The 24,133-nt window shown below is 70.8% G+C and carries 20 protein-coding genes; 11 read left to right on the top strand and 9 right to left on the bottom strand.

What is annotated here, in order from left to right:
• The first annotated feature begins 5 nt into the window (after positions 1 to 5).
• The 6 genes from ureA to OG906_RS11180 all read left to right on the top strand — a co-directional run bounded on the left by ureA (position 6) and on the right by OG906_RS11180 (position 7,593).
• Positions 6 to 776 carry an urease subunit gamma gene (ureA, locus tag OG906_RS11205; protein ID WP_329442194.1) on the top strand — a complete coding sequence of 257 codons (771 nt, stop codon included), beginning with the start codon at positions 6 to 8 and terminating at the stop codon, positions 774 to 776.
• Entirely contained in the window at positions 773 to 2,506 is a 1,734-nt protein-coding gene (locus OG906_RS11200) for an urease subunit alpha (protein WP_267801803.1), read from the top strand. Before ureA ends, OG906_RS11200 begins: the two co-directional genes overlap by 4 nt.
• A 17-nt stretch (positions 2,507 to 2,523) precedes the next feature.
• Complete coding sequence (locus tag OG906_RS11195) at positions 2,524 to 3,570, top strand: agmatine deiminase family protein (RefSeq protein ID WP_329442191.1); 1,047 nt, start codon at positions 2,524 to 2,526, stop codon at positions 3,568 to 3,570.
• Positions 3,571 to 3,600: 30 nt separating this feature from the next.
• A complete protein-coding gene (locus OG906_RS11190; protein WP_267803212.1) occupies positions 3,601 to 4,209 on the top strand; it encodes a TetR/AcrR family transcriptional regulator in 609 nt (202 codons plus the stop codon).
• A 281-nt stretch (positions 4,210 to 4,490) separates the two neighbouring features.
• Positions 4,491 to 6,119: a citramalate synthase gene (cimA, locus tag OG906_RS11185; RefSeq protein WP_329442187.1), complete on the top strand. Its 1,629-nt coding sequence runs from the start codon at positions 4,491 to 4,493 to the stop codon at positions 6,117 to 6,119.
• 130 nt (positions 6,120 to 6,249) lie between these two features.
• Positions 6,250 to 7,593: a hypothetical protein gene (locus tag OG906_RS11180; protein ID WP_329442185.1), complete on the top strand. Its 1,344-nt coding sequence runs from the start codon at positions 6,250 to 6,252 to the stop codon at positions 7,591 to 7,593.
• Between the two features lie 60 nt (positions 7,594 to 7,653).
• Here OG906_RS11180 and OG906_RS11175 read toward each other — a convergent pair whose 3' ends face one another.
• The gene (locus OG906_RS11175) at positions 7,654 to 8,268 is read right to left on the bottom strand and encodes a YceI family protein (protein ID WP_329442183.1); all 615 of its coding nucleotides are present in this window, start codon (positions 8,266 to 8,268) and stop codon (positions 7,654 to 7,656) included.
• Between the two features lie 264 nt (positions 8,269 to 8,532).
• Between OG906_RS11175 and OG906_RS11170 the strand changes: the two genes are divergently transcribed.
• Positions 8,533 to 10,116 (top strand): acyl-CoA carboxylase subunit beta, encoded by a 1,584-nt coding sequence (locus OG906_RS11170; RefSeq protein WP_267803216.1) that lies wholly within the window; start codon positions 8,533 to 8,535, stop codon positions 10,114 to 10,116.
• A gap of 21 nt (positions 10,117 to 10,137) precedes the next feature.
• A complete protein-coding gene (locus OG906_RS11165) occupies positions 10,138 to 10,341 on the top strand; it encodes an acyl-CoA carboxylase subunit epsilon (protein ID WP_329442180.1) in 204 nt (67 codons plus the stop codon).
• Positions 10,342 to 10,542: 201 nt separating this feature from the next.
• Here OG906_RS11165 and OG906_RS11160 read toward each other — a convergent pair whose 3' ends face one another.
• The 8 genes from OG906_RS11160 to OG906_RS11125 form a co-directional block, all read right to left on the bottom strand.
• The gene (locus OG906_RS11160) at positions 10,543 to 11,124 is read right to left on the bottom strand and encodes a GTP-binding protein (protein ID WP_037792108.1); all 582 of its coding nucleotides are present in this window, start codon (positions 11,122 to 11,124) and stop codon (positions 10,543 to 10,545) included.
• Positions 11,105 to 11,656: a DUF742 domain-containing protein gene (locus OG906_RS11155; protein ID WP_329442178.1), complete on the bottom strand. Its 552-nt coding sequence runs from the start codon at positions 11,654 to 11,656 to the stop codon at positions 11,105 to 11,107. Before OG906_RS11155 ends, OG906_RS11160 begins: the two co-directional genes overlap by 20 nt.
• A 93-nt stretch (positions 11,657 to 11,749) precedes the next feature.
• Positions 11,750 to 12,163, bottom strand: coding sequence for a roadblock/LC7 domain-containing protein (locus OG906_RS11150; protein WP_030037347.1), 414 nt, complete (start codon positions 12,161 to 12,163; stop codon positions 11,750 to 11,752).
• 10 nt (positions 12,164 to 12,173) lie between these two features.
• A complete protein-coding gene (locus OG906_RS11145) occupies positions 12,174 to 15,377 on the bottom strand; it encodes a sensor histidine kinase (protein ID WP_329442176.1) in 3,204 nt (1,067 codons plus the stop codon).
• A 292-nt stretch (positions 15,378 to 15,669) separates the two neighbouring features.
• A complete protein-coding gene (locus OG906_RS11140; protein WP_266573764.1) occupies positions 15,670 to 16,254 on the bottom strand; it encodes a GTP-binding protein in 585 nt (194 codons plus the stop codon).
• Entirely contained in the window at positions 16,235 to 16,627 is a 393-nt protein-coding gene (locus tag OG906_RS11135; RefSeq protein ID WP_329442171.1) for a DUF742 domain-containing protein, read from the bottom strand. The genes OG906_RS11140 and OG906_RS11135 overlap by 20 nt, the downstream gene beginning before the upstream one ends.
• 151 nt (positions 16,628 to 16,778) lie before the next feature.
• Positions 16,779 to 17,192 (bottom strand): roadblock/LC7 domain-containing protein, encoded by a 414-nt coding sequence (locus OG906_RS11130; protein ID WP_008739864.1) that lies wholly within the window; start codon positions 17,190 to 17,192, stop codon positions 16,779 to 16,781.
• A gap of 9 nt (positions 17,193 to 17,201) precedes the next feature.
• Positions 17,202 to 20,996 carry a sensor histidine kinase gene (locus OG906_RS11125; RefSeq protein WP_329442169.1) on the bottom strand — a complete coding sequence of 1,265 codons (3,795 nt, stop codon included), beginning with the start codon at positions 20,994 to 20,996 and terminating at the stop codon, positions 17,202 to 17,204.
• 578 nt (positions 20,997 to 21,574) lie between these two features.
• Here OG906_RS11125 and OG906_RS11120 point away from each other — a divergent pair.
• The 3 genes from OG906_RS11120 (at position 21,575) to gltX (ending at position 24,126) form a co-directional block, all read left to right on the top strand.
• Positions 21,575 to 21,757, top strand: coding sequence for a hypothetical protein (locus tag OG906_RS11120; protein WP_267800199.1), 183 nt, complete (start codon positions 21,575 to 21,577; stop codon positions 21,755 to 21,757).
• A gap of 94 nt (positions 21,758 to 21,851) precedes the next feature.
• Complete coding sequence (locus OG906_RS11115; protein ID WP_329442167.1) at positions 21,852 to 22,658, top strand: fumarylacetoacetate hydrolase family protein; 807 nt, start codon at positions 21,852 to 21,854, stop codon at positions 22,656 to 22,658.
• On the top strand, positions 22,651 to 24,126 hold the full coding sequence (gene gltX / locus OG906_RS11110; protein ID WP_329442165.1) for a glutamate--tRNA ligase: 1,476 nt from the start codon (positions 22,651 to 22,653) through the stop codon (positions 24,124 to 24,126). The genes OG906_RS11115 and gltX overlap by 8 nt, the downstream gene beginning before the upstream one ends.
• Positions 24,127 to 24,133: the final 7 nt, after the last annotated feature.

Below are 24,133 nucleotides of genomic sequence, written 5' to 3'. Positions count from 1 at the left end.
TCGGCGTGCGGCTGACCCCAACCGAGCGCGACCGGCTGCTGCTCCGCAGTGCCGCGGAACTGGCCAGGGCCCGACGGGCCCGGGGCCTGCGCCTCAACGTCCCCGAGGCCACGGCGCTCATCGCGGACACGGTCTGCGAGGCCGCCCGCGACGGCAGGCGGCTGGCGGAGGCCATCGAGGAGGCCCGCAGCGTGCTGGGCCCCGGCGACGTGCTGCCCGGCGTCGCGGACGTGGTCACCGAGGTGCACGTGGAAGCCGTCTTCGACGACGGCTCCCGCCTCGCGGTGGTCTCGGCACCCATCCGCGGCGCCGTCCCCCTCGGCGACGACGCCCCCGGCGCGGTCGTGCCCGGCCCCGGCGCCCCCCAGCCGGAACCCACGGTCCACCTGCACGTGCGCAACACCGCCGCCGTGCCGATCAGCGTGACCTCCCACTTCCACTTCTTCGAGGCCAACCCGCGCCTCGACTTCGACCGCGCGGCGGCCTACGGCATGCGGCTGTGCGTACCCGCGGGCTCCTCCGTACGGTTCGACCCGCACGGCGAGGGCGAGGTCGGGCTGGTCCCCATCGGCGGCGCCCGCGTGGCCGTCGGTTTCGCCGGGCTGGTCGACGGCCCCCTCGACGCCCCCGGAGCCAAGGACGAGGCCCTGCGCCGCGCCGTCGCCTGCGGCTACCTCGGCGCCGGCGGGACCGCCGCCCCGGCGTCCCCGGCCGACACACCGGGGCCCGGCGCCCCCGAACGCGGCGACGACCACCCGGAAGGTGACCCCGCATGAGCCGCCAGACCCCGCACAGCGACCACTGCGCGCCGGGCAGCCGCCACATCGACCCGCACGAGTACGCCTCCGTCTTCGGCCCCCGCGCCGGCGACCGGGTACGCCTCGGCGACTCCGGGCTGACCGTCCGCGTCGAGCACGACGCGCAGAAGCCCGGCGACGAGTTCCTGGCCGGCTTCGGCAAGACCGCCCGCGACGGCCTGCACCTCAAGGCCGCCGCCGTCCGCGAGACCTGCGACGTCGTGATCAGCAACGTGCTGGTCATCGACGCCGTCCTCGGCATCCGCAAGGTCTCCATCGGCATCCGCGAGGGCCGCATCCACGCGATCGGCCGCGCCGGCAACCCCGACACCCTCGACGGGGTCGACGTGGTCGTCGGCACCGGCACCTCGATCGTGTCCGGCGAGGGCATGATCGCCACCGCCGGAGCCGTGGACACCCACGTCCACCTGCTCTCCCCGCGCATCATGGAGGCCTCGCTCGCTGCGGGCGTCACCACGATCATCGGCCAGGAGTTCGGCCCGGTCTGGGGCGTGGGCGTCAACTCCCCCTGGGCGCTCAAGCACGCCTTCAACGCCTTCGACGCCTGGCCCGTCAACATCGGCTTCCTCGCCCGCGGCTCCTCCTCGGACGCCGCCCCGCTGGTCGAGGCCCTCGCCGAGGGCGGCGCCAGTGGCTTCAAGGTCCACGAGGACATGGGCGCCCACACCCGCGCCCTGGACACCGCCCTGCGGGTCGCCGAGGAGTACGACGTCCAGGTCGCCCTGCACAGCGACGGCCTGAACGAGTGCCTCTCCGTCGAGGACACCCTGCGCGTCCTGGACGGTCGCACCATCCACGCCTTCCACATCGAGGGCTGCGGCGGCGGACACGTGCCCAACGTGCTCAAGATGGCCGGCGTGCCGAACGTCATCGGCTCCTCCACCAACCCGACCCTGCCCTTCGGCCGGGACGCCGTCGCCGAGCACTACGGCATGATCGTCTCCGTCCACGACCTCAAGCCCGACCTCCCCGGCGACGCGGCCATGGCCCGCGACCGGATCCGCGCGGGCACCATGGGCGCCGAGGACGTGCTGCACGACCTGGGCGCGATCGGCATCACCTCCTCCGACGCCCAGGGCATGGGCCGCGCGGGCGAGACCATCCGGCGCACCTTCGCCATGGCCGCGAAGATGAAGGGCGAACTGGGCCCGCTCGACGGCGACGGCGAGGGCGACGACAATGCCCGCGTCCTGCGCTACATGGCCAAGCTGACCATCAACCCGGCCATCGCCCACGGCCTGGCCCACGAGATCGGCTCCATCGAGGTCGGCAAACTCGCCGACATCGTGCTGTGGCGCCCCCAGTTCTTCGGCGCCAAGCCGCAACTGGTCCTCAAGTCCGGCTTCCCCGCGTACGGCGTCACCGGCGACCCCAACGCGGCCACCGACACCTGCGAACCGCTCGTCCTCGGACCACAGTTCGGCTCGTACGGAGCCACCGCGGCCGACATCTCCGTCGCCTTCGTGTCGGCGGCGGCCGCCGCGCTCGGCTCCGACGAGATGCCGACCCGCCGCCGCCGGGTGGCCGTCCGCGGCACCCGCGGCATCGGCCCCCGGGACCTCCTGCTCAACTCCCGGGTGGGCGCGGTCGATGTGGACGCGCGCAGCGGACTCGTCTCCCTCGACGGAGAGCCCCTGCGTTCCGAAGCGGCCGATTCGGTCTCCCTCAACCGCCTGTACTTCCTGTAAGCCCGTAAGGACCCGCCATGACTGACGCTGCCGACAAGCCCGCCGCCCACGGATTCCGGATGCCCGCCGAGTGGACCCCCCACGAGCGCACCTGGATGGCCTGGCCGAGCCCCAACCCGACCTTCACCGACGAGAGGGAGCTCGCCGAGGCCCGCGAGGCCTGGGGAGCCGTCGCCCGCGCCGTGCGCGCGTACGAGCCGGTGACCCTCGTCGTCTCCCCGGGCGACGCGCAGGGCGCCCGCGCGATCGTCGGCGACGACGTCGAGCTGGTCGAGCGCGAGCTGGACGACGCCTGGATGCGGGACATCGGCCCGACCTTCGTCACCGACGGCGCCGGCGGGCTCGCCGCCGTCGACTGGACCTTCAACGGCTGGGGCGCCCAGGAGTGGGCCCGCTGGGGCCACGACGAGAAGATCGCCCGCCACGTCTCCGACCTGGCCGGCACCCGCACCTACAGCACCCCGCTGGTCAACGAGGGCGGCGCCATCCACGTGGACGGCGAGGGCACCGTACTGCTCACCGACACCGTGCAGCTCGGCGCCGGACGCAACCCCGACTGGAACCGCCGGCAGGTGGAGGAGGAGATCCACGCCCACCTCGGCACGACCAAGGCGATCTGGCTGCCCTACGGCCTGGCCGGCGACTACGGCACCTACGGCACCCAGGGTCACGTGGACATCGTCGCCGCCTTCGCCCGCCCCGGCGTGGTCATGGTCCACAGCCAGCCCGACCCGGCCCACCCCGACCACGAGCGCGGCAAGACCATCGCCGCCCTCCTGCGCGCGTCCACCGACGCGCGGGGCCGGCTGCTGGAGGTCGTGGAGATCCCGGCGCCGACCGTGCTGCAGGAGGACGGCGAGTGGGTCGACTACTCGTACATCAACCACTACCTCTGCAACGACGGCGTGGTGCTCTGCTCCTTCGACGACCCGCGCGACGAGGAAGCCGCGGAGATCTTCCGGGGTCTGTTCCCCGAGCGGACCGTGACACTGGTTGACGCACGTACGATTTTCGCCGGGGGTGGCGGTATCCACTGCATCACCCAGCAACAGCCGAAGGTCTGACCCGCGGCGCACGGTTTCGAGGAGTGGTCCATGGTGGCGGGTGGAGTACGGGCGGCGCGCAAGAACGCGCCTCCGCGCGAGGACGTACTCGTCGCCGCCATGGCCACGATCGCCGAACGCGGCCTCGAAGGCCTCACCATGGCCGGACTCGGCCGCCAGGTGGGCATGAGCAGCGGCCACCTCCTCTACTACTTCGGCAGCAAGGACGAACTCCTGCTGCAGACCCTGGAGTGGAGCGAGGCCTCGCTCGGCGCCGAACGCCGGGCCCTGCTGTCCCGCCGCGGCCCGGTGCGCGAACGGGTGCAGGCGTATGTCGACCTGTACGTGCCCGAAGCCGCGCGGGACCCGCACTGGACCCTGTGGCTGGAGGTCTGGAACCGCTCGCAGAACGCCGGCCCGCAGGAACGCGAGCGCCAGGCCGCCATCGAGGGGGCCTGGCACCGGGACCTGGTCGCGCTGCTCGCCGAGGGCATCTCGCGCGGCGAGTTCCGCGCGGTGGACGCCGACCGGTTCGCCGCCCGCATCAGGGCACTGCTCGACGGGTTCAGCATCCAGGTCGCCGTCGGCCTGCCCGGGATAGGGCGGGGCGACATCCTGGAACACGTCACCGAGTTCCTGGACGAGGCGCTCGTATCGTGAGACGTCCGTCCACGGGCGCGGGCCCTTGTGACACACTGCGGACGTGCCTGCTCAGCTCATGATTATGGACAGCAGCGCGCCGGTCCGCAGTGACCGTTGAGCCGTGGACAACCCACGGGACGGCGGCCACAGTGCCCCAGACCCGCGCGCAGACCTCTCGCACCCGCGAGGGGTCTTTTCGTTTCCCGGCTCCATTCCTGCCGGGAGCGGGCGGCGCGCGATGATGGGGGCAGTGGATCCCCGGTCTCCGGAACCACTCATCCGACAGGAGTCAGACCAGCATGACGACGACAGAGGCGACCGAGCCGACTGCGCCGGCGGGCCCCGACGACAGCTTCCACGTCTTCGACACGACCCTGCGCGACGGCGCCCAGCGTGAGGGCATCAACCTCACGGTCGCGGACAAGCTGACCATCGCGCGGCACCTGGACGACTTCGGAGTGGGCTTCATCGAGGGCGGCTGGCCCGGCGCCAACCCCCGCGACACCGAGTTCTTCGCCCGCGCCCTTGCCGAGATCGACTTCAAGCACGCCCGCCTCGTGGCCTTCGGCGCCACCCGCCGGGCCGGCGGCTCCGCCGCCGCGGACCCCCAGGTGCGGGCCCTGCTGGAGTCCGGCGCCCCGGTGATCACCCTGGTCGCCAAATCCCACGACCGGCACGTCGAGCTCGCCCTGCGCACCACCCTCGAAGAGAACCTGGAGATGGTCCGGGACACCGTCTCCCACCTCGTCGAGCAGGGGCGCCGGGTCTTCGTCGACTGCGAGCACTTCTTCGACGGCTACCGCGCCAACCCCGAGTACGCCAAGGCGGTCGTCCGCACCGCCCACGAGGCCGGCGCCGACGTCGTCATCCTCTGCGACACCAACGGCGGCATGCTGCCCGCGCAGGTGTCCGCCACCGTCGCGACCGTCCTCGCCGACACCGGGGCCCGCCTGGGCATCCACGCCCAGGACGACACCGGCTGCGCCGTCGCCAACACCCTGGCCGCCGTCGACGCGGGCGCCACCCACGTCCAGTGCACCGCCAACGGCTACGGCGAGCGCGTCGGCAACGCCAACCTCTTCCCGGTCGTCGGCGCCCTGGAGATCAAGTACGGGCGTACGGTGCTCCCCGCCGGCGCGCTCGCCGAGATGACCCGGATCTCCCACGCCATCGCCGAGGTCGTCAACCTCACCCCGTCCACGCACCAGCCGTACGTGGGCGTCTCGGCCTTCGCGCACAAGGCCGGCCTGCACGCCTCGGCCATCAAGGTCGACCCCGACCTCTACCAGCACATCGACCCCGAGCGGGTCGGCAACACCATGCGGATGCTGGTCTCCGACATGGCGGGCCGCGCCTCCATCGAGCTCAAGGGCAAGGAACTCGGCGTCGACCTCGGCGGCGACCGCGCGCTGATCTCCCGGGTCGTGGAGCGGGTCAAGGAGCGGGAGCTCCAGGGCTACACCTACGAGGCCGCCGACGCCTCCTTCGAGCTGCTGCTGCGGGCCGAGGCCGAGGGCCGGGCGCGCAAGTACTTCCGGATCGAGTCCTGGCGGGCGATCGTCGAGGACCGCCCGGACGGCACCCACGCCAACGAGGCCACGGTCAAGCTGTGGGCCAAGGGCGAGCGGATCGTCGCGACGGCGGAGGGCAACGGCCCGGTCAACGCGCTGGACCGGGCCCTGCGCGTGGCGCTGGAGCCGTTCTACCCGCAGCTGGCCAAGTTCGAGCTGATCGACTACAAGGTCCGCATCCTGGAGGGCAAGCACGGCACCGACTCCACCACCCGCGTGCTGATCGCCACGACGGACGGCGCCGGCGAGTGGTCCACGGTCGGTGTCGGCACGAACGTCATCGCCGCGTCCTGGCAGGCCCTGGAGGACGCCTTCACCTACGGCCTGCTGCGCGCGGGCATCGAACCGGCCGAGTAGCCGCCCCGCCCGCCCGGGTCCGGACGCCCCGGACCCGGGCGGCGTCGGCGTGCGTGGCCGCTGCGCGCGTCCGACCGGTACTTATGTCCCGCTCACACGGAAAAGTGGCGATTCCGGTAGCGTCGTGACCATGAGGACCAGGCTCGTTTCCGTGTTTTCCGGTCTGCTGCTGGCCCTGTCCGCGACGGCCCTCGTGGTCGCCCCGCAGGCGTCGGCCGCCACCGGGGTCAGTGCCGTCGGGGAGGCCCTCAAGAAGGGCCCGGTCTACGTCGATCCCGGCGCGCGGGCCCAGCTCTCGCCCGCGCAGGCGGACGCCCTCACCAAGAAGATCAAGGACGCCGGCAAGCCGGTCTTCGTCGCCGTCCTCCCCGCCGGCGAGACGTTCCCCGAGCGGGGCCTGCTCTCCGCCGTTCGTGCCCAGACCGGGATCACCGGGCTCTACGCGGTCCGGCTCGGCGAGGGCTTCGACGCCGGCGCCGACCCGCGGGTGATGCCGAGGAACGCCGTCCAGAACCTCACCTCGTCCGTGAAGGTCGGCGGGCCGGTGGACGCGAACACCCAGCTGAACGACTTCGTCGACCAGGCGCTCACCCAGGTCAAGGGGAACGCCCCCGCCTCCTGGGGCGGCGCGGCCGCGGCCGACGGCGCCCCGGTCGGCGGGCTGATCGCCCTCGGCGCGGTGGCCGTGGTCGGCGGTGGCGGCGCCTACGCGCTGGTCCGCCGCAACCGGAAGAAGAAGGAAGAGGAGCGGCGCGAGGCCATCGCCCGCCTCGGCGTGGTCGTCGACGAGGACATCACGGCCTTCGGCGAGGAGCTGGAGCGGCTCGACTTCCACCCCGGCGAGCCCGGTGCGGACGACGCGATGCGCAAGGACTACGAACAGGGCCTGGACTCCTACGAGAAGGCCAAGCTGATCATGGCCTCGGTCCAGCGCCCCGACGAGGTGCAGGGCGTGACCCAGGCGCTGGAGGACGGGCGGTACGCGCTCGCCTGCCTGGACGCGCGCCGGCAGGGCGGGCCGGTGCCCGAGCGCCGCTCGCCCTGCTTCTTCGACCCGCGCCACGGGCCGAGCACGCAGGACGCGAACTGGGCCCCGCCGGGCGGGGCGGCCCGTACCGTGCCGGTCTGCGAGGCGGACGCCGTGCGGCTGCGCGACGGACTGGACCCGGCGGTCCGCACCGTCGACACGGAGCGCGGGCCGCGCCCCTACTACGACGCGGGTCCGGCGTACGGCCCCTGGGCCGGCGGGTACTTCGGCGGCGGCATGCTGCCGGGCCTGTTGATGGGCACGATGCTCGGTTCGATGATGTCGACCCCGGCCTACGCCGCGGACTTCGGCGGTGCGGGCGGCGGCTACGACGGGGGAGACGTCTCCGGCGCCGACTTCAACCCGTCCGACTTCGGCGGCGGGGACTTCGGCGGCGGTGGCGGTTTCGACGGAGGCGGTGGCTTCGACGGCGGGGGCGGCTTCTAGCCACCCCCGGAACCGCGCGTCCGTCCCCTCTTCCCGGCCCCGTCCCCGTGCGGGGCGGGGTCAGGCCTGCTTGATGGCGGAGATGTCGAAGGTCAGCTTGACCTTGTCGCTGACCATCACACCGCCGGTCTCCAGGGCGGCGTTCCAGGTCAGGCTCCAGTCGGAGCGCAGGATCTCGGCGGAGCCCTCGAAGCCGACGCGCTCGTTGCCGTAGACGTCGGTGGCGGAGCCGTTGAACTCCAGGTCGATGGAGAGCGGTCGCGTGACGTCCTTGATCGTCAGGTCGCCGGTGATCCGGTACGCGTCCCCGCCCAGCTGGGCGGCGCCGGTGGACCGGAACGTCATCAGCGGGAAGGTCTCGGCGTCGAAGAAGTCGCCGCCGCGCAGGTGGCCGTCGCGGTCGGCGATGCCGGTGTCGACGGAGGTGATCTTCACGTCGATGGCGGCGGTGGAGCGGGAGGGGTCGGCGCCGTCCAAGTGCAGGCTGCCCTCGTGGTCGGCGAAGGAGCCGCGGACGTTGGTGACCATCGCGTGCCGGACGGTGAAGCCGATGCTGCTGTGCGCGGGGTCGATGACGTAGTCGCCGGTGAGGGCGGCGAGCGCCGGGTCCACCGGGAGGGTGGCGACCGAGGATGCGGCGGTGTTGTCCTGGCTGCGGCGGGTGAAGAGACCCATGACTTCCTCCTTGGTGGGGTGCGGATCTCCCGCACCGGGTTGTTTAACGTTCAACGAGATTGACGCTAGGCCCATTCCGTTCAAATTTCAACTTCCTGGAGGGGTGTCATCCGATTTTGTGGAATCCCCACAAAGGCTTGCCGCCCCGCCTGGTGGAGTCCTTGCATCGTTCGGCGGTTCTGTCCGGGCCTCACAGCGGATGACTCCGGAGACTGTGCGGAACCAACGGAGGGTTTTGACCCCGTCACTTCGTAAGGTCGGTACATGACCGTTGTGGACCAGACCCCGAGCGAGCCGACGGACGCCCGCGGGCGCGTGGCCGAGCTGCACTCCCTGCGCGACGAGGCCCGCCGCGGCCCGAGCGACCGCGCCACCGAGGCGCAGCACGCCAAGGGCAAGCTGACCGCCCGTGAGCGGATCGCTCTGCTGCTCGACGAGGGTTCCTTCAAGGAGGTCGAGCAGCTCCGCCGGCATCGGGCCACCGGTTTCGGCCTGGAGGCGAAGAAGCCCTACACCGACGGTGTGATCACCGGTTGGGGCACGGTCGAGGGTCGTACGGTCTTCGTGTACGCGCACGACTTCCGGATCTTCGGCGGTGCGCTGGGCGAGGCTCACGCCACGAAGATCCACAAGATCATGGACATGGCCATCGCGGCCGGTGCGCCGCTGGTCTCCCTGAACGACGGCGCCGGCGCCCGTATCCAGGAGGGCGTCTCCGCGCTCGCCGGCTACGGCGGCATCTTCCAGCGCAACACCAAGGCCTCGGGCGTCATCCCGCAGATCTCGGTCATGCTCGGCCCCTGCGCCGGCGGCGCCGCGTACTCCCCGGCCCTCACCGACTTCGTGTTCATGGTCCGGGACACCTCGCAGATGTTCATCACCGGCCCGGACGTGGTCCGCGCGGTGACCGGCGAGGAGATCACCCAGAACGGCCTCGGCGGCGCCGACGTGCACGCCGAGACCTCGGGCGTCGCCCACTTCGCGTACGACGACGAGGAAACCTGCATCTCCGAGGTCCGCTACCTCATCACGATGCTCCCCTCCAACAACCGCGAGAACCCGCCGGTCCACCAGACCGACGACCCCCGCGACCGCCGCTCCGACGTGCTCCTGGACCTGGTGCCCGCCGACGGCAACCGCCCGTACGACATGCTCAAGGTCATCGAGGAACTCGTCGACGACGGCGACGTCCTGGAGATCCACGAGCGCTGGGCCCGCAACATCATCTGCGCCCTCGCCCGGCTGGACGGCCAGGTCGTCGGCATCGTCGCCAACCAGCCCGGCCACCTCGCCGGCGTCCTCGACATCCACGCGTCCGAGAAGGCCGCGCGCTTCGTCCAGCTCTGCGACGCCTTCAACATCCCGATCGTCACCCTGCTGGACGTCCCCGGCTTCCTGCCGGGCGTCGACCAGGAGCACGGCGGCATCATCCGCCACGGTGCCAAGCTGCTCTACGCCTACTGCAACGCCACCGTGCCGCGCATCTCGCTGATCCTGCGCAAGGCCTACGGCGGCGCCTACATCGTCATGGACTCCCAGTCCATCGGCGCCGACCTCACCTACGCCTGGCCCACCAACGAGATCGCCGTCATGGGCGCCGAGGGCGCGGCCAACGTCATCTTCCGCAAGCAGATCTCCGACGCCGAAGACCCCGAGGCCATGCGTGCCCGGATGGTCAAGGAGTACAAGGCCGAGCTGATGCACCCGTACTACGCGGCTGAACGCGGCCTCGTGGACGACGTCATCGACCCCGCCGAGACCCGCGAGGTGCTGGTGAGCGCCCTCGCGATGCTCCGCACCAAGCACGCCGACCTGCCGTCGCGCAAGCACGGCAACCCGCCTCAGTAAGACGAAGGAGACCTGCCACCGATGAGCATCACCGCCGACACCCTGCTGAAGGTCGAGAAGGGCAACGCCGCGCCCGAGGAGCTGGCCGCGATCACCGCGATCCTGCTCGCCCGCGCCGCCGCCACCCCCGCCGAGGCCTCCGCCTGCACCGCCCGGTCCCAGGCCGGCTGGCGCCGCCTGGAGCGCAGCCCCGGCTTCCGCGCCCCGCACAGCTGGCGCGGCTAGGCCGTCCCAGTAGACGCGTCACGAGCACACGCTTCACCGAGAGCGCCGGGGCCCCGCCCCGGCGCTCTCGCGTACCCGGGACGCCCCGCGGGGAGCTCGCGTACGGCTCCTGTGCGGACCACGGGCGGCGATGACACGGAAAAGGGCCCCTCATGCTCCGACGGAGCGTGAGGGGCCCTTCTCGTGCGTTCTGCGGAACCGCTAGCGCAGGCGCGCCATCAGCGCGTGCTCGACGAGCGTGATGAGCGCGCTCTTGGCGTCCGCGCGGTGGCGGGCGTCGGTGGTGATGATCGGGGCGTCCGGGCCGATCTGCAGGGCCTCGCGGACTTCCTCCGGGGTGTAGGGCTGGTGCCCGTCGAAGCCGTTCAGGGCGATGACGAACGGCAGGCCGCTGTTCTCGAAGTAGTCGACGGCGGGGAAACAGTCCGCGAGCCGCCGGGTGTCCACGAGCACCACGGCGCCGATCGCACCGCGCACCAGGTCGTCCCACATGAACCAGAAGCGGTCCTGACCCGGGGTGCCGAAGAGGTACAGGATCAGGTCCTGGTCCAGGGTGATGCGGCCGAAGTCCATGGCGACCGTGGTCGTCGTCTTGTCACCGGTGTGGGTGAGGTCGTCGATACCGGCGGAGGCGCTGGTCATGACGGCCTCGGTGCGCAGCGGGTTGATCTCGGAGACCGCGCCGACGAACGTGGTCTTGCCCACGCCGAAGCCGCCGGCCACCACGATCTTCGCGGAGGTGGTGGAGCGAGCCGCTCCGCCGTTAGAGCTTGCGAAGTCCACTGAGCACCCTTTCGAGCAGTGTCACGTCTGGCTGGCCGCCGGCAGACTCGTCGCCGCCGGGCTGGTGAATGGCGACAAGGCCCGCCTCCGCCAGGTCGGCGACGAGGATGCGGGCGACACCAAGAGGAATGGAGAGTAGTGCCGAGATCTCCGCGACGGATTTGATCTCCTGGCACAGACGGCAGATGCGCTGATGCTCGGGCAACTGCCCTTGCAGCCGCGCGGGATCGGCCGTGGTGCTGACCAGCGCCTCGATGGCGAGCTGGTAGCGCGGCCGGGTACGGCCGCCGGTCATGGCGTACGGACGCACCAGCGGGTTGTGCGCCTTCGGGGCCTGCGGCTGCGAGGAGCGCGAGGGCCGCTGCGAAGGCCGGTAAGGCTGCTGGGGCTGGCCGTACGAAGGCTGCTGCTGGTACGGGTTGTGCTCCGGCGCGGGCCGGCTGGGAGTGGAGGGGAAGTTGAAGCGGTTCTGGTCGTGCCCACCCTGCGGCTGCTGCGCGCCGCCATAAGGATGTCCTCCGGGTGTTGTCACGTTTCCTCCTCCGACTCCAAGAACGCAGTACTCCCTGTGGAACCGCGCCACCGCACCCTATGGTGCGATGACGCGAAACGCACTGCCTGTCTGCTAGTTGAGCAGACTTCCCTGCAGCTCCGCACGCAGGTCCGGGGTGAGGACACTGCCTGCTCGGTCCACAAGAAGGGCCATCTCGTAGCCCACCAGGCCGATGTCGCACTCGGGGTGCGCGAGCACCGCGAGCGAGGATCCGTCGGACACGGACATGAGGAAAAGGAATCCCCGGTCCATCTCGACGACCGTCTGGTTGACCGCGCCACCCTCGAAGATGCGGGAGGCTCCGGCGGTCAGCGACGTCAGACCGGAGGCCACGGCCGCCAGCTGATCGGCGCGGTCGCGCGGGAATCCGTCGGACATCGCCAGAAGGAGTCCGTCGGCGGAGACCACCACGGTGTGGGACACCCCGGGGGTGTTGTCCACGAAGTTGGTGATCAACCAGTTCAGGTTCTGTGCCGCCTGGCTCATCGGGCTCACACTAACGCTCCTGGTCATAGCTGTTACTTGACTGCTCGGAACCCGCGCTGCGTCCCTGTTGGACACCGCGTCGCAGGTTGCTCAACCTGCCACGGACGTCCTCCGGTGCGCGGGAGACCTGGGGGCCGCCCTGCGGGGTCGTCTCCGCAGCACCCTCGACCAGGTTGGCCTTGGGCACCCGCCGAGGGAGACCGGACGGGGTGACCCCGCCCGCCTTCGGCTCACGAAGCTTGGCGGCCTGCTGCCAGCGCTCGTCGTTGTTCGAACGCCAGGCCTCAGGGCCTTCCTCGTCCGCCTTCGGGGCGGCGGCGGGCTGCTGACGCTGCGGCCGCTGCTCGAAGAGGGATCCGGTGGACTCCGCTTCCTGCTGTGCCGGCTGCCACTGCTGCTGGCTGCCGCGGCGCGGCAGGCCCGCTCCGGTCATCTTGTGACCGGTGTCGGCGGCGCCCGGACGGTCGAAGCCTACGCGTTCCGGGGCCGGTTCGGGAGCGGGCGTGGATTCCGATTCGGTCCCGTAGTCCTGCTGATAGCCACCCGAGTACGTGTTCTGCTCGGGCCACTCCGCCTGCTGGGACTGGGGTTCGAAGCCCCCGTCGTACGACGGGGCGTCCTGCCGCTGGTCCTGATATTCGGCTTCCGGATAGGCATATCCCTGTTGCGGATAGGCCTCGTAGGACTGCTGGGGCTGCTGGGACTGCTGGTCCTCGTACCCCGGGGTGTAGCCCTGCGCGGGCTGCTGCTCGTAGCCCTGGTACGGCTGGTACCCGTGTTCAGGCTGGGGTTCCGGATAGTCCTGGGAGGACTGCTCGGCCTGATCGGGGTACTGCTGGTCCTGCGGGAAGCCCACCTGGGCGGCCAACGCCGCCCTGCGCTCCTGCTGACCCAGGGACCGGCCCACGGGGTCGGCGCCCTGTCCGTCGGCTCCCTGGCCGCCCTGGGCGTCGTAGCGGGAGTCGTCGAAGCCGAGCTCGGCCGCCGTGCGCATCTTCGGAGCCTGCAGGGCCTGCTGCTCCGGGATGATCTGCGACACCGTGAAGTCGTCGTCCGGTACGCCCTCGCCACCGCCACCGTGGGTGATGGCGTCGGGGAGCATGACCAGCGAGGTGGTGCCGGCCGCCTCGCCCGAGGGGCGCAGCTGGACGCGGATGCTGTGGCGGTCCGCCAGCCGGCCGACCACGAACAGACCCATGCGCTGCGAGATCGCGGCGTCCACGGTCGGCGGGTTGGCCAGCTTGTGGTTGATGTCCGCGAAGTCCTCGGCGGTGAGGCCGATGCCCTTGTCGTGGATCTCGATCATGACGCGGCCGTCGGGCAGACGCGTGGCGTTGACGCGGACCTTGGTCTGCGGGGAGGAGAACGTGGTGGCGTTCTCCAGCAGCTCGGCGAGCAGGTGCACGAGGTCGGTCACGGCCTGGCCGTGGATCTCGGCCTCCGAAACGCCCGACAGCTCGATGCGCTCGTACTGCTCCACCTCGGAGGAGGCCGCGCGCAGCACGTCGACCAGCGGGACCGGCTGGTCCCAGCGGCGGCCCGGCTCCTCACCCGCGAGGATGAGGAGGTTCTCGCCGTTGCGGCGCATGCGGGTGGCCAGGTGGTCCAGGCGGAAGAGGTTCTCCAGCTGGTCCGGGTCGGCCTCGTTGTTCTCCAGGTCGGTGATGAGGGTCAACTGGCCCTCGATCAACGACTGGTTGCGCATGGAGAGGTTCGTGAAGATCGCGTTGACGTTCCCTCGCAGGAGCGCCTGCTCGGCGGCGAGCCGGACCGCTTCCCGGTGGACCTGGTCGAAGGCGCGGGCGACCTCGCCGATCTCGTCCCGGGAGTCGATCGGGATCGGCAGCACCCGGGTGTCGACCTTGCCCGGATCCGTGCGCGACAGCTGGTCGACGAGCATCGGCAGGCGCTGCTCGGCGATGTCGAAGGCGGAGGTGCGCAGGCGGCGCATCGCGCGGCCCATCTGGCGGGCCATCATGCCGGCCAGGATGAAGGCGGCGAGCAGGGCCACGACCACGATGGCGCCGGTCAGGATGGCGTCGTTGCGGGACTCGTCGGAGACCGCGACCGCGTCCTGCACGGCCTTGGCGAGGAGTTCCCTCTCGATCTCGGCGTAACCGTCGAACTTGGCGGTGGCGGCGGCCTGCCAGGCCTGCGCCGTGGTGCCGTTCTGGGCGAGACGGGTGTTCTTCTCGCCCGAGGCTATCGCCTCGGTCATGCCGGTGAGCACGGAGCCGTTGACCACGGGCGGGGTCTTGAAGGTGGTGCCCGCCTGCTCCGCGGCCTGCTTGGCCGCGGCGAGCTTCTGGGCGCCCTCCTGGGACTTCTGACCCATGACGTCGCGCAGGCGGTTGGTGTCCGCGTCGGTGCCCGCCGCGACGTACTCGCCGATGGCGATTTCCTCGAGGTAGGCGTACGAGGAGAAGGCGACCAGCTGGGACTTGCGGATGTCCTCGCTCTCGCTCGGCCGAACCAGCAGGTGGGTGCCGACGGAGCGCTGGAGCGAGTTCGCGGCCTTGGCCAGCTCGATCGCGTAGACCATGCGGCCGTAGCTGGTCACGTTGCCGGTGCCCAGGCCCAGCTCGTTGGAGAACTGCATCAGGTAGTGCTGGACCAGCACGTACCCCTCTTCGGTGGGGATGGGGCCCAGCGCGTTGGGGAGGTTCTTCTTCGCCGACTCGGGCGCCGCGAGGTAGGCCGTCTTGCGGACCTGCTCCAGCTTGGGCTCCTCCTGACGGAAGAGCTCCAGACGGCGTTCGAGTCCCTGGTTCTTCGGGAGGTCCTTCGCGGCGTCCGCGAACTTGGCCTTCGCCGCGTCCGTGGCCGCGTACGCCTTCGTGACGATCTCGCTGCCGCGGTCGCCGCGCAGCAGCGGCTGGGCGGTCAGGTCACGCTCGTCGAGGAGCGCCTGGCCGTATTCGGAGGCCGCCTGGACGATGCGGGCGGTCTTCTCCGCGTCCTTGGCCTCGTTCCAGCTGTCGACCGAACCCTTCACCTGGAAGCCGCCCATGACCAGTCCGACGAGGACGGGCACGAGGAGGATGGCGTTCAGACGGGTCGGCACGCGCCAGTTGCGGGGCGAGAACCTGCTGGTGCTGCCGCTGCTCGCGGGTGGGTCAACGGGCACGTCGACGGGCGACGCGGCCGCTCGCGGCGGCGGGGTGAAGTTGCCGCGCGCGGGTTCATCCGCGGGGCTCGAGTTGCTTCGCCTCACTCGACCAACAACCTCTCGGCGGTGCTACTAGCTAGTTCGTTGAATTCCAGCACGGTTAACGGCCGTGTTCCAAACAGTTGAAATCGGCCATTCCTAGAGCCTTATGCCCCACATAAATCGGACATAAAGAGCGAGCGGCTGCAAATGCGGGGCCAGTTGTGAGCACAGCGGCACCGGGCGACCGCACCCTGTGCCCGGCCGGCCCCAATTCTCTGTCGAAACGTTATGAACGAGAAGGGCGGGCCGTGTCGTATGACACAACCCGCCCTCACACGCGGCCATGATTTCCGTGCTACTTGAGCCGCGCCATCAGCGCGTGCTCGACGAGCGTGATGAGCGCGCTCTTGGCGTCCGCGCGGTGGCGGGCGTCGGTGGTGATGATCGGCGCGTCCGGACCGATCTGCAGCGCCTCGCGGACCTCCTCCGGGGTGTACGGCTGGTGCCCCTCGAAGCCGTTGAGCGCCACGACGAACGGCAGACCGCTGTTCTCGAAGTAGTCGACGGCGGGGAAACAGTCCGCGAGCCGGCGGGTGTCGACCAGGACGATCGCGCCGATGGCGCCCCGTACGAGGTCGTCCCACATGAACCAGAAGCGGTCCTGACCCGGCGTACCGAAGAGGTACAGGATCAGGTCCTGGTCCAGGGTGATGCGGCCGAAGTCCATGGCGACCGTGGTGGTCGTCTTGTCCCCGGTGTGGGTCAGATCGTCGATGCCCGCGCTCGCGGACGTCATGACGGCCTCGGTACGCAGCGGGTTGATCTCGGAGACCGCGCCGACGAACGTGGTCTTGCCCACGCCGAAGCCGCCGGCCACCACGATCTTCGCGGAGGTGGTGGAGCGAGGAGCCGCTCCACCGTCAGAGCTTGCGAAGTCCACTGAGAACCCTCTCGAGCAGCGTTACATCCGGCGTTCCGCCGGCCTCTCCATTGCCCGGCTGGTGGATGGCCACCATTCCGGCCTCCGCCAGGTCGGCGACGAGGATCCGGGCGACACCGAGCGGCATCGACAGAAGTGCGGAGACCTCCGCGACCGACTTCACCTCACGGCACAGCGTGCAGATGCGCTGGTGCTCCGGCAGCAGGCTGGAAAGGTGCATCGGATCGGCCGTGGTGCTGACCAGCGCCTCGATGGCGAGCTGGTAGCGCGGACGGGTCCGGCCACCGGTCATCGCGTACGGACGTACCAGCGGCTGGTCGCCTTCCGAGTACGAATCTCCGTACGCATCGGGGTAGGCGGGGGGCGGGGTCATTGATCCTCCGGGCTGGACAGCAGTGGTCAGCGTGCCGTCTGACAGGGCGGCCGGTGGGGGGACGTGATGACGGCCTGTCGGGGGTACTGGATTCCGGGGCGCGGGCCCCGGGCTCCCGGCCGGAAGTACCGTCCGGCCGGGAGTCTGGCAGTCAGATGAGCAGGCTTCCCTGCAGCTCCGCGCGCAGGTCCGGGGTGAGGACGCTGCCGGCGCGGTCCACGAGGAGGGCCATCTCGTAGCCCACGAGGCCGATGTCGCACTCGGGGTGCGCGAGAACGGCCAACGAGGATCCGTCGGAGACGGACATGAGGAAAAGGAATCCCCGGTCCATCTCCACGACCGTCTGGTTGACGGCGCCACCCTCGAAGATGCGGGAGGCACCGGCGGTCAGCGACGTCAGACCGGAGGCCACGGCCGCCAGCTGATCGGCGCGGTCACGCGGGAACCCTTCCGACATCGCCAGAAGGAGTCCGTCGGCGGAGACCACCACGGTGTGGGACACCCCAGGGGTGTTGTCCACGAAGTTGGTGATCAACCAGTTCAGGTTCTGTGCCGCCTGGCTCATCGAACTCAACTATCGCTCCTGCTGGTAAGTGGGGTCGACGTGGTAACTGCCGGTCGCGGGGCCGGTGGTGCCGGCCTGACGCCCCTGCTGGATACCGCGGCGGAGGTTGGTGAGACGGCCACGGACATCGTCCGGGGCACGCGATACCTGCGGGCCTGCCTGTGCTTCGGCCTGCTGCTGCGCCGTGCCGGCCACGAGGTTCGCTCGCGGTACGCGACGGGGCAGCCCCGAGGTGGTGATGCCGCCCGCGGCGGGCTGGCGCACGCGCTCGGCCTGTCGCATCAGCTCGTCGTTCGGCGAGGAACGCCAGCTGACGGTCGGCATGGCGCCGGTCGCGGCGGCATCGGCCGCCGGCTCCTGGCCCCGCTGCGGCAGCTGGGGCTGCGAACGCTGCGGAGCCGGTGCGGACGGGGCGCTCTGCTGCGGCTGCTGAGGTACGGCCGGTCCCTGGTCGGCGGGCTGCTCGCCCTCCTGACGGAACCAGTTCGACTCCAGCGTGTCGAAGATCGGGCTGCGCGCCTCGCCCTGGTTCCGGGCCGGCGGCAGAGCCTCCGGCTGCGGAGCCTGCGGCAGGCTCGGGGCCTCGGGGCGCGGAGCCGGCAGCGGCGAGGGAGCGGCAGGGTAGCCGGCGCCCTGCTGCGGGGCCTGGTGCCGGCCGCTGTAGCCACCCACCCCGGGGCCGCCGCTGCGCGGCGCCTGGAAGTCCGGGCGGGCGAACTGGCCGGTGGTCGACGCCGGACCGGAGAGGTCCGCGGGACCGCGCGGCTCCGGACGCTCGAACTGCCCGGTGGTGGACGGGTCCAGGGGACCGCGCACGTCGGGACGCTCGAACTGGCCGGTGCTGCTGTTGGCCGGGTTGCCGCCGGTGGCCTGCGGGAAGGGCGCGTTGTAGTCCGGGCGGGCGAACTCGGCCGTCGCGCCGGGGCCCGACAGCTCGTCGTGGCCGCGCGGGACGTCCTGGCCACCCTGACCGGCACCCCAACTGGTGCCCTGCGGGATCCCGGTGGGCGAGGTACCGGCGCCCGGGAGCTCCGGACGCGGCGCGCCGCCGCGCGGCGGCAGCTGCGGCCGCTTGCGCTGGGTCGGGGCCGGGGCGGCGGACTGCCGGGCGTCCTGCTGCTGCGGAGCCTGCTGGGGCTGCGGCTGCTGCGGACGCTCGAACCCGTTGCCCTGCGGGAAGGCGGAGGGGGTCTGACCCGGACGACCCTGCGGGCCACCGGTCGTGGCGCCGGGCGTACGCCCGGGCAGCGGGGCGGGGCCGCCGAAGGGGCCGCCCTGACCGTTCGGTGCGCCGGGACCGGCCTGCGGACGGGTCGGCGACCCGCCCTGCTGCGGACGGGTGCCGGGGCCGCCCTGCGGCGCCTGACCCGGACCCTGCGCACGCTGCTGCTGGGGACCCTGACCGGCGGAGCCGTCACGCCCCGGCAGCGCGGGACGCTGCCCGCCGCCGGAGACCTGGCCGCGCTGCTGGCCGGCGCCCACCGGGGGACGGGAGTTCCCACCGGGAACGGAACCCTGACCGCCGGGGCCGCCCTGCGGACCGCCCTGGGCGCCGGAGCCCCCGGGGCCGCCCTGACCGGGCATCGGGGCCGGCTTCTTGCCGCCCTGGGCGACGTCGACCGGCAGCATGACGAGGGCCGTCGTGCCACCCGAGTCGGAGGGACGCAGCTGGATGCGGATGCCGTGTCGCAGGGACAGGCGGCCGACCACGAACAGACCCATGCGGCGGGAGACGGAGACGTCCACGGTCGGCGGCGACGCGAGCCGCTCGTTGATCGCGGCGAGGTCCTCGGGGGAGAGGCCGATGCCGGTGTCGTGGATCTCGACCAGCACCCGGCCGTCGGGCAGCGCGTGCCCGGTGACCTTGACCTTCGTCTGCGGGGAGGAGAACGACGTGGCGTTCTCCAGCAGCTCGGCGAGGAGGTGCACGAGGTCGTTGACGACGCGGCCGGCGACGTCGGTGCCGGGCACCGACGAGAGTTCGATGCGCTCGTACTGCTCCACCTCGGACGCCGCGGCGCGGAGCACGTCGACGAGCGGGACGGGGCGGGTCCACCGGCGGCCCGGCTCCTCGCCCGCGAGGACGAGGAGGTTCTCGCCGTTACGGCGCATGCGGGTCGCGAGGTGGTCGAGCTTGAAGAGCGAGGACAGCTGGTCCGGGTCGGCCTCGCGGGACTCCAGCTCCGAGATGAGCGAGAGCTGACGCTGGATGAGGCCCTGCGAGCGGCGCGAGAGGTTGGTGAACATCGCGTTGACGTTGCCCCGGAGGAGGGCCTGCTCGGCGGCGAGGCGGACGGCCTCGCGGTGCACGTCATCGAAGGCCGCGGCCACCTGGCCGATCTCGTCGCGGGTGTGCAGACCGACCGACTCCACGGACGTGTCCACGTCCTGCGGGTCGGACTCGGAGAGCTGCTTGACGAGCTCGGGCAGTCGGTCCTGGGCGACCCGGGTGGCGGTGTCCTGCAGACGTCGCAGCGACCGGATCATGGACCGGGCCATGACGAAGGCGCCGACGAGGGAGACACCGAGGACGAGGAAGATCAGGGCACCGTTGATGATGGCGTCCTGCTGCGACTCGTTCCTGAGCTCGCGGGCCTTCTGCTCCATGTCCTCCAGGAGCGACAGCTCGATGGTCTTCATGGCCTGGAGCTTGGTGCCGTCGGCGTCGTACCAGTCCATCCAGGACCGGTACTGCTGCTCCTTGGCGAACTGGCCCTCGGTGGACAGCACACGGCGGGTGTAGTGGTCCGCCTTGCTGATCTCCGGGTTGCCGTCGCCGAGGGACGCGGTGAGCTCCTCGGAGCGGCCCTGGTAGACGAGTTCGAAGGTCTTCTTCGACTGGCTCTCGCCGCGGAGCGCGGAGAGCGCGTACAGGCGGTCGTTCTCCTTGAGCGTGCCGGTCGTGGCCCCGCTCTCGGGGAGCGACGCGGCGATGATCGCGCGCTGGATCGAGGCGTACTCCTTGGCCGAGGAGAAGGAGGCCAGGGCGCGCGTGCGCTTGATCATCTCGGGGTTGGACGTGGCCTGGGCCATGTCCTGCGAGAGGGACAGGAGCGAGACGATCAGCGCGTTGTACTCGGTGACGGTCTGCTGGGCGCCGTTGTCGTACGCCTTCTTGCGGATGTCCTCGATGCCGGTGAGCTGGCGGCCGATCTGCAGGATGTTGTTGCGGATCGACTTGAGGGTCTCGTCCTTGTCCTCCGTGAGGCTGACCTTGTCGGTCGCCGCGGCGAAGGCCTCGGCGGCGGCGTCGGTCTGGTCACGGACGCCCTGGACGAGCGAGTTGGGCTTGGCGGTGCCGACCTTGGCGGGGTCCTTGGCGGCGACCGACAGCGGACCCGCCGACTTGTCCCGCTCCTCCTGGAGCATGGCGGCCAGGTTGGTGGCCTGCCGGGTCATGGTCGTCAGCAGCTGCATGTGGTCGAGCTGCGCGATGTCGTTCAGCGAGTCGTTGATGCGGAAGCCACCGAGCGTGGTGGCGGCGACGACCGGCAGGGTCAGCAGCGACACGAGTCGCGTGCTGATGCGCCAGTTCTGCATGGCGAGGCGGGAACCGGACCCCGTGGGGGCCTTCGGTATCGCCACGTCCTGCCCGGCTGCCGACTCGCTCTTGCCCTTCGCCCTGGCCAAGCCCTTGGGCTTCGCGCGACCCTTCGCCTTCACCGTGGCGGAGGCGTCGGAGCTCGCACCCTCGACAGCCGGCCCGCGGTTCTGGGCGTGCTGGGGCGAGGAGCCACGGTCGGTCCCGCCGCGCGGCTCCTGCTCCGCCGCAGCGCTGCCATCCCTCTTGAATCGTCCCTGCACTAGCGTCGCAACCTCTGGACCAGGCGTCCCGCCGGGTGACCGGTGGGACGGTGTCGAGTCGTGGGGCACTGACGGCCCCATGGTGGTCGTCGGTGACCGGCGCGTCTCCCTCTCCTTGCCACCGCGCTCGGCGCTGAGTCGCGCCACCTGCGCGCCGGCTGATTCCCGCGGCGGTCCCGCGAATTCCAGCACAGTGGAGGATCTCCAACAAGGTGCGCGCGTCGGGTCGGCGAGCCGGTCACGGCACGTGAAGGGGCAGTTACTCGATGTGGTACCGGTACCGGGAAAAACCGGACTTACGCCGACCAAACACCGTGGCCGGCAAGGTGTCCCAGTCCTGATGATCAGGAGCGGAATGCCGCGTTCAGTGGCGCAATGTCCGTTTCGTGAAGCGGAATTGACTGCCCGTTATGCCCGTAATGCCAGGTCATGGGTGAGCAAACTCACACAGCCGTGGCCATTACTTCCCGGTTCAGCCGGGGATTCAGATGTTTAGCCTTGCCCTTTGCAGGGTTGGCGCCAGGGTTGGCGCATCCGACAACCATCACCCGACGAGCGAGCCGAGGCCCCGAACTCCGATGAAGACGACGATGCTGATCCGCAACATAGCCAACCCCCGCCGCACCACCCTCGCGCACCTCAAGGACGCCGAGGAGCTCCAGGTGCCGCCGGTCGCGGAACACGCCGTCGAGCTTCCGGCCCAGACCGCGAACCCGCGGCGCACGATCCTGATGGACGCGCCGGTCGTCGCCGCGCAGTAGTCGCGGACGAAGAAGCGGGGCCCCGCTGCCTGCCGCGTTAGCCTGGAGTCCGCAGACTCCAGCAGGCCGGCAGACAGAGGGGCAGACGCAGCACGTGCGCATCGCCAGGTTCTCGATCGACGGAAATGTCGCGTTCGGCGCGGTCGAGGGCAGCACCGCCCCCGGCGACGAATCGACGCTCGTCCTCGACATCATCAAGGGCATCCCGTTCGCGGACTTCGAGCTCTCCGGGGTCAAGGTCCCGCTCGCCAAGGTCCGCTTGCTGCCACCCGTGCTCCCCAACAAGGTCGTGGCCATCGGCCGCAACTACGCGGAGCACGCGGCGGAGCTCGGCCACTCCCTCGTGGACGCCGACGGCCGCCCGGAAGCCCCCATCACCTTCTTCAAGCCCTCCACCTCGGTGGTCGGCTCGGGGGACCCGATCACGTACCCCTCCTTCTCCGAGGAACTCCACCACGAGGCGGAGCTCGCCGTGGTGATCGGCCGCATGTGCCGCGAGGTCCCCAAGGAGCGCGTCAAGGACGTGATCCTCGGCTACACCTGCGCCAACGACGTCACCGCGCGCGACGTCCAGCGGCGCGAGAAGCAGTGGGCCCGGGCCAAGGGCTTCGACAGCTCCTGCCCGCTCGGCCCCTGGATCGAGACCGATCTGGACCCGACCGACCTGACCATCCAGTGCACCGTGAACGGCGAACAACGCCAGCTCGGCCGCACCGGCGACATGGTCCGCTCCATCGAGGACCTGATCGTGCACATCACCGAGGCCATGACGCTGCTCCCGGGCGACGTCATCCTCACGGGGACCCCGGCCGGAGTCGGACCCCTCAACGTCGGCGACGAGGTCGCCGTCACCATCGAAGGCATCGGCACTCTCACCAACAAGGTGATCAAGCGTGGCTAACGCGAACGTCCGCGTACGTTTCTGTCCCTCCCCGACCGGCAACCCCCACGTGGGCCTGGTCCGAACCGCTCTCTTCAACTGGGCGTTCGCCCGCCACCACGGCGGCACGTTCGTCTTCCGCATCGAGGACACCGACGCGGCCCGCGACTCCGAGGAGTCCTACGGCCAGCTGCTGGACTCGCTGCGCTGGCTCGGCTTCACCTGGGACGAGGGTCCCGAGGTCGGCGGTCCGCACGCCCCGTACCGCCAGTCCGAGCGCATGGACATCTACGCGGACGTCGCGAAGAAGCTCCAGGACGGCGGCCACGCCTACCACTGCTACTGCACCACCGAGGAGCTGGACCAGCGCCGCGACGCCGCCCGCGCGGCCGGCAAGCCGTCCGGCTACGACGGCCACTGCCGTGACCTGAGCGCCGAGCAGGTGGCCGCGTACGAGGCCGAGGGCCGCTCCTCGATCGTCCGCTTCCGGATGCCCGACGAGACGATCACCTTCACGGACCTGGTCCGCGGCGAGATCTCCGTCAGCCCCGAGAACGTGCCGGACTTCGGCATCGTCCGGGCCAACGGCGCCCCGCTGTACACCCTGGTCAACCCGGTCGACGACGCGCTGATGGAGATCACGCACGTGCTCCGCGGCGAGGACCTGCTGTCCTCCACCCCGCGCCAGATCGCGCTCTACAGGGCGCTGATCGAGCTGGGCGTCGCGCAGCGCGTCCCCGAGTTCGGCCACCTGCCGTACGTCATGGGCGAGGGCAACAAGAAGCTCTCCAAGCGCGACCCGGAGTCCTCGCTCAACCTGTACCGCGAGCGCGGTTTCCTCCCCGAGGGCCTGCTGAACTACCTCTCGCTCCTCGGCTGGTCCTTCTCCAAGGACCAGGACATCTTCTCGATCGAGGAGATGGTCGCGAAGTTCGACATCCCGGACGTCAACGCCAACCCGGCGCGCTTCGACCTCAAGAAGGCCGAGTCGATCAACGCCGACCACATCCGGCTGCTCGACCCGAAGGCCTTCGCGGACGCCTGCGCCCCGTGGCTGCGGGCCCCGCACGCCAACTGGGCCCCCGAGGACTTCGACGCCGAGGCCTGGGAGCGCATCGCGCCGTACGCCCAGACCCGGGTGACCGTGCTGTCGGACATCACGGCCAACGTCGACTTCCTGTTCCGCAAGGAGCCGGTCGAGGACCAGGCGTCGTGGGACAAGGCGATGAAGGGCGAGCCCGCGGCCCTGCTGACGACCGCCCGCGCCAACCTGGAGACGGCCGACTGGAGCGACCCCGAGTCCCTCAAGCAGGCCGTGCTGACCGCCGGCGAGACCCACGGTCTCAAGCTCGGCAAGGCCCAGGCCCCGGTCCGCGTCGCCGTCACCGGCCGCACGGTGGGCCTGCCGCTCTTCGAGTCGCTGGAGATCCTGGGCAAGGAGCGTTCGCTGGCCCGCATCGACGCGACCCTGGCCCGGCTCGCCGCGTAGGCACCAC

This window comes from Streptomyces sp. NBC_01426 (assembly GCF_036231985.1).
Classification (GTDB): domain Bacteria; phylum Actinomycetota; class Actinomycetes; order Streptomycetales; family Streptomycetaceae; genus Streptomyces.
This window is presented reverse-complemented; position numbering and strand designations above follow the sequence as displayed.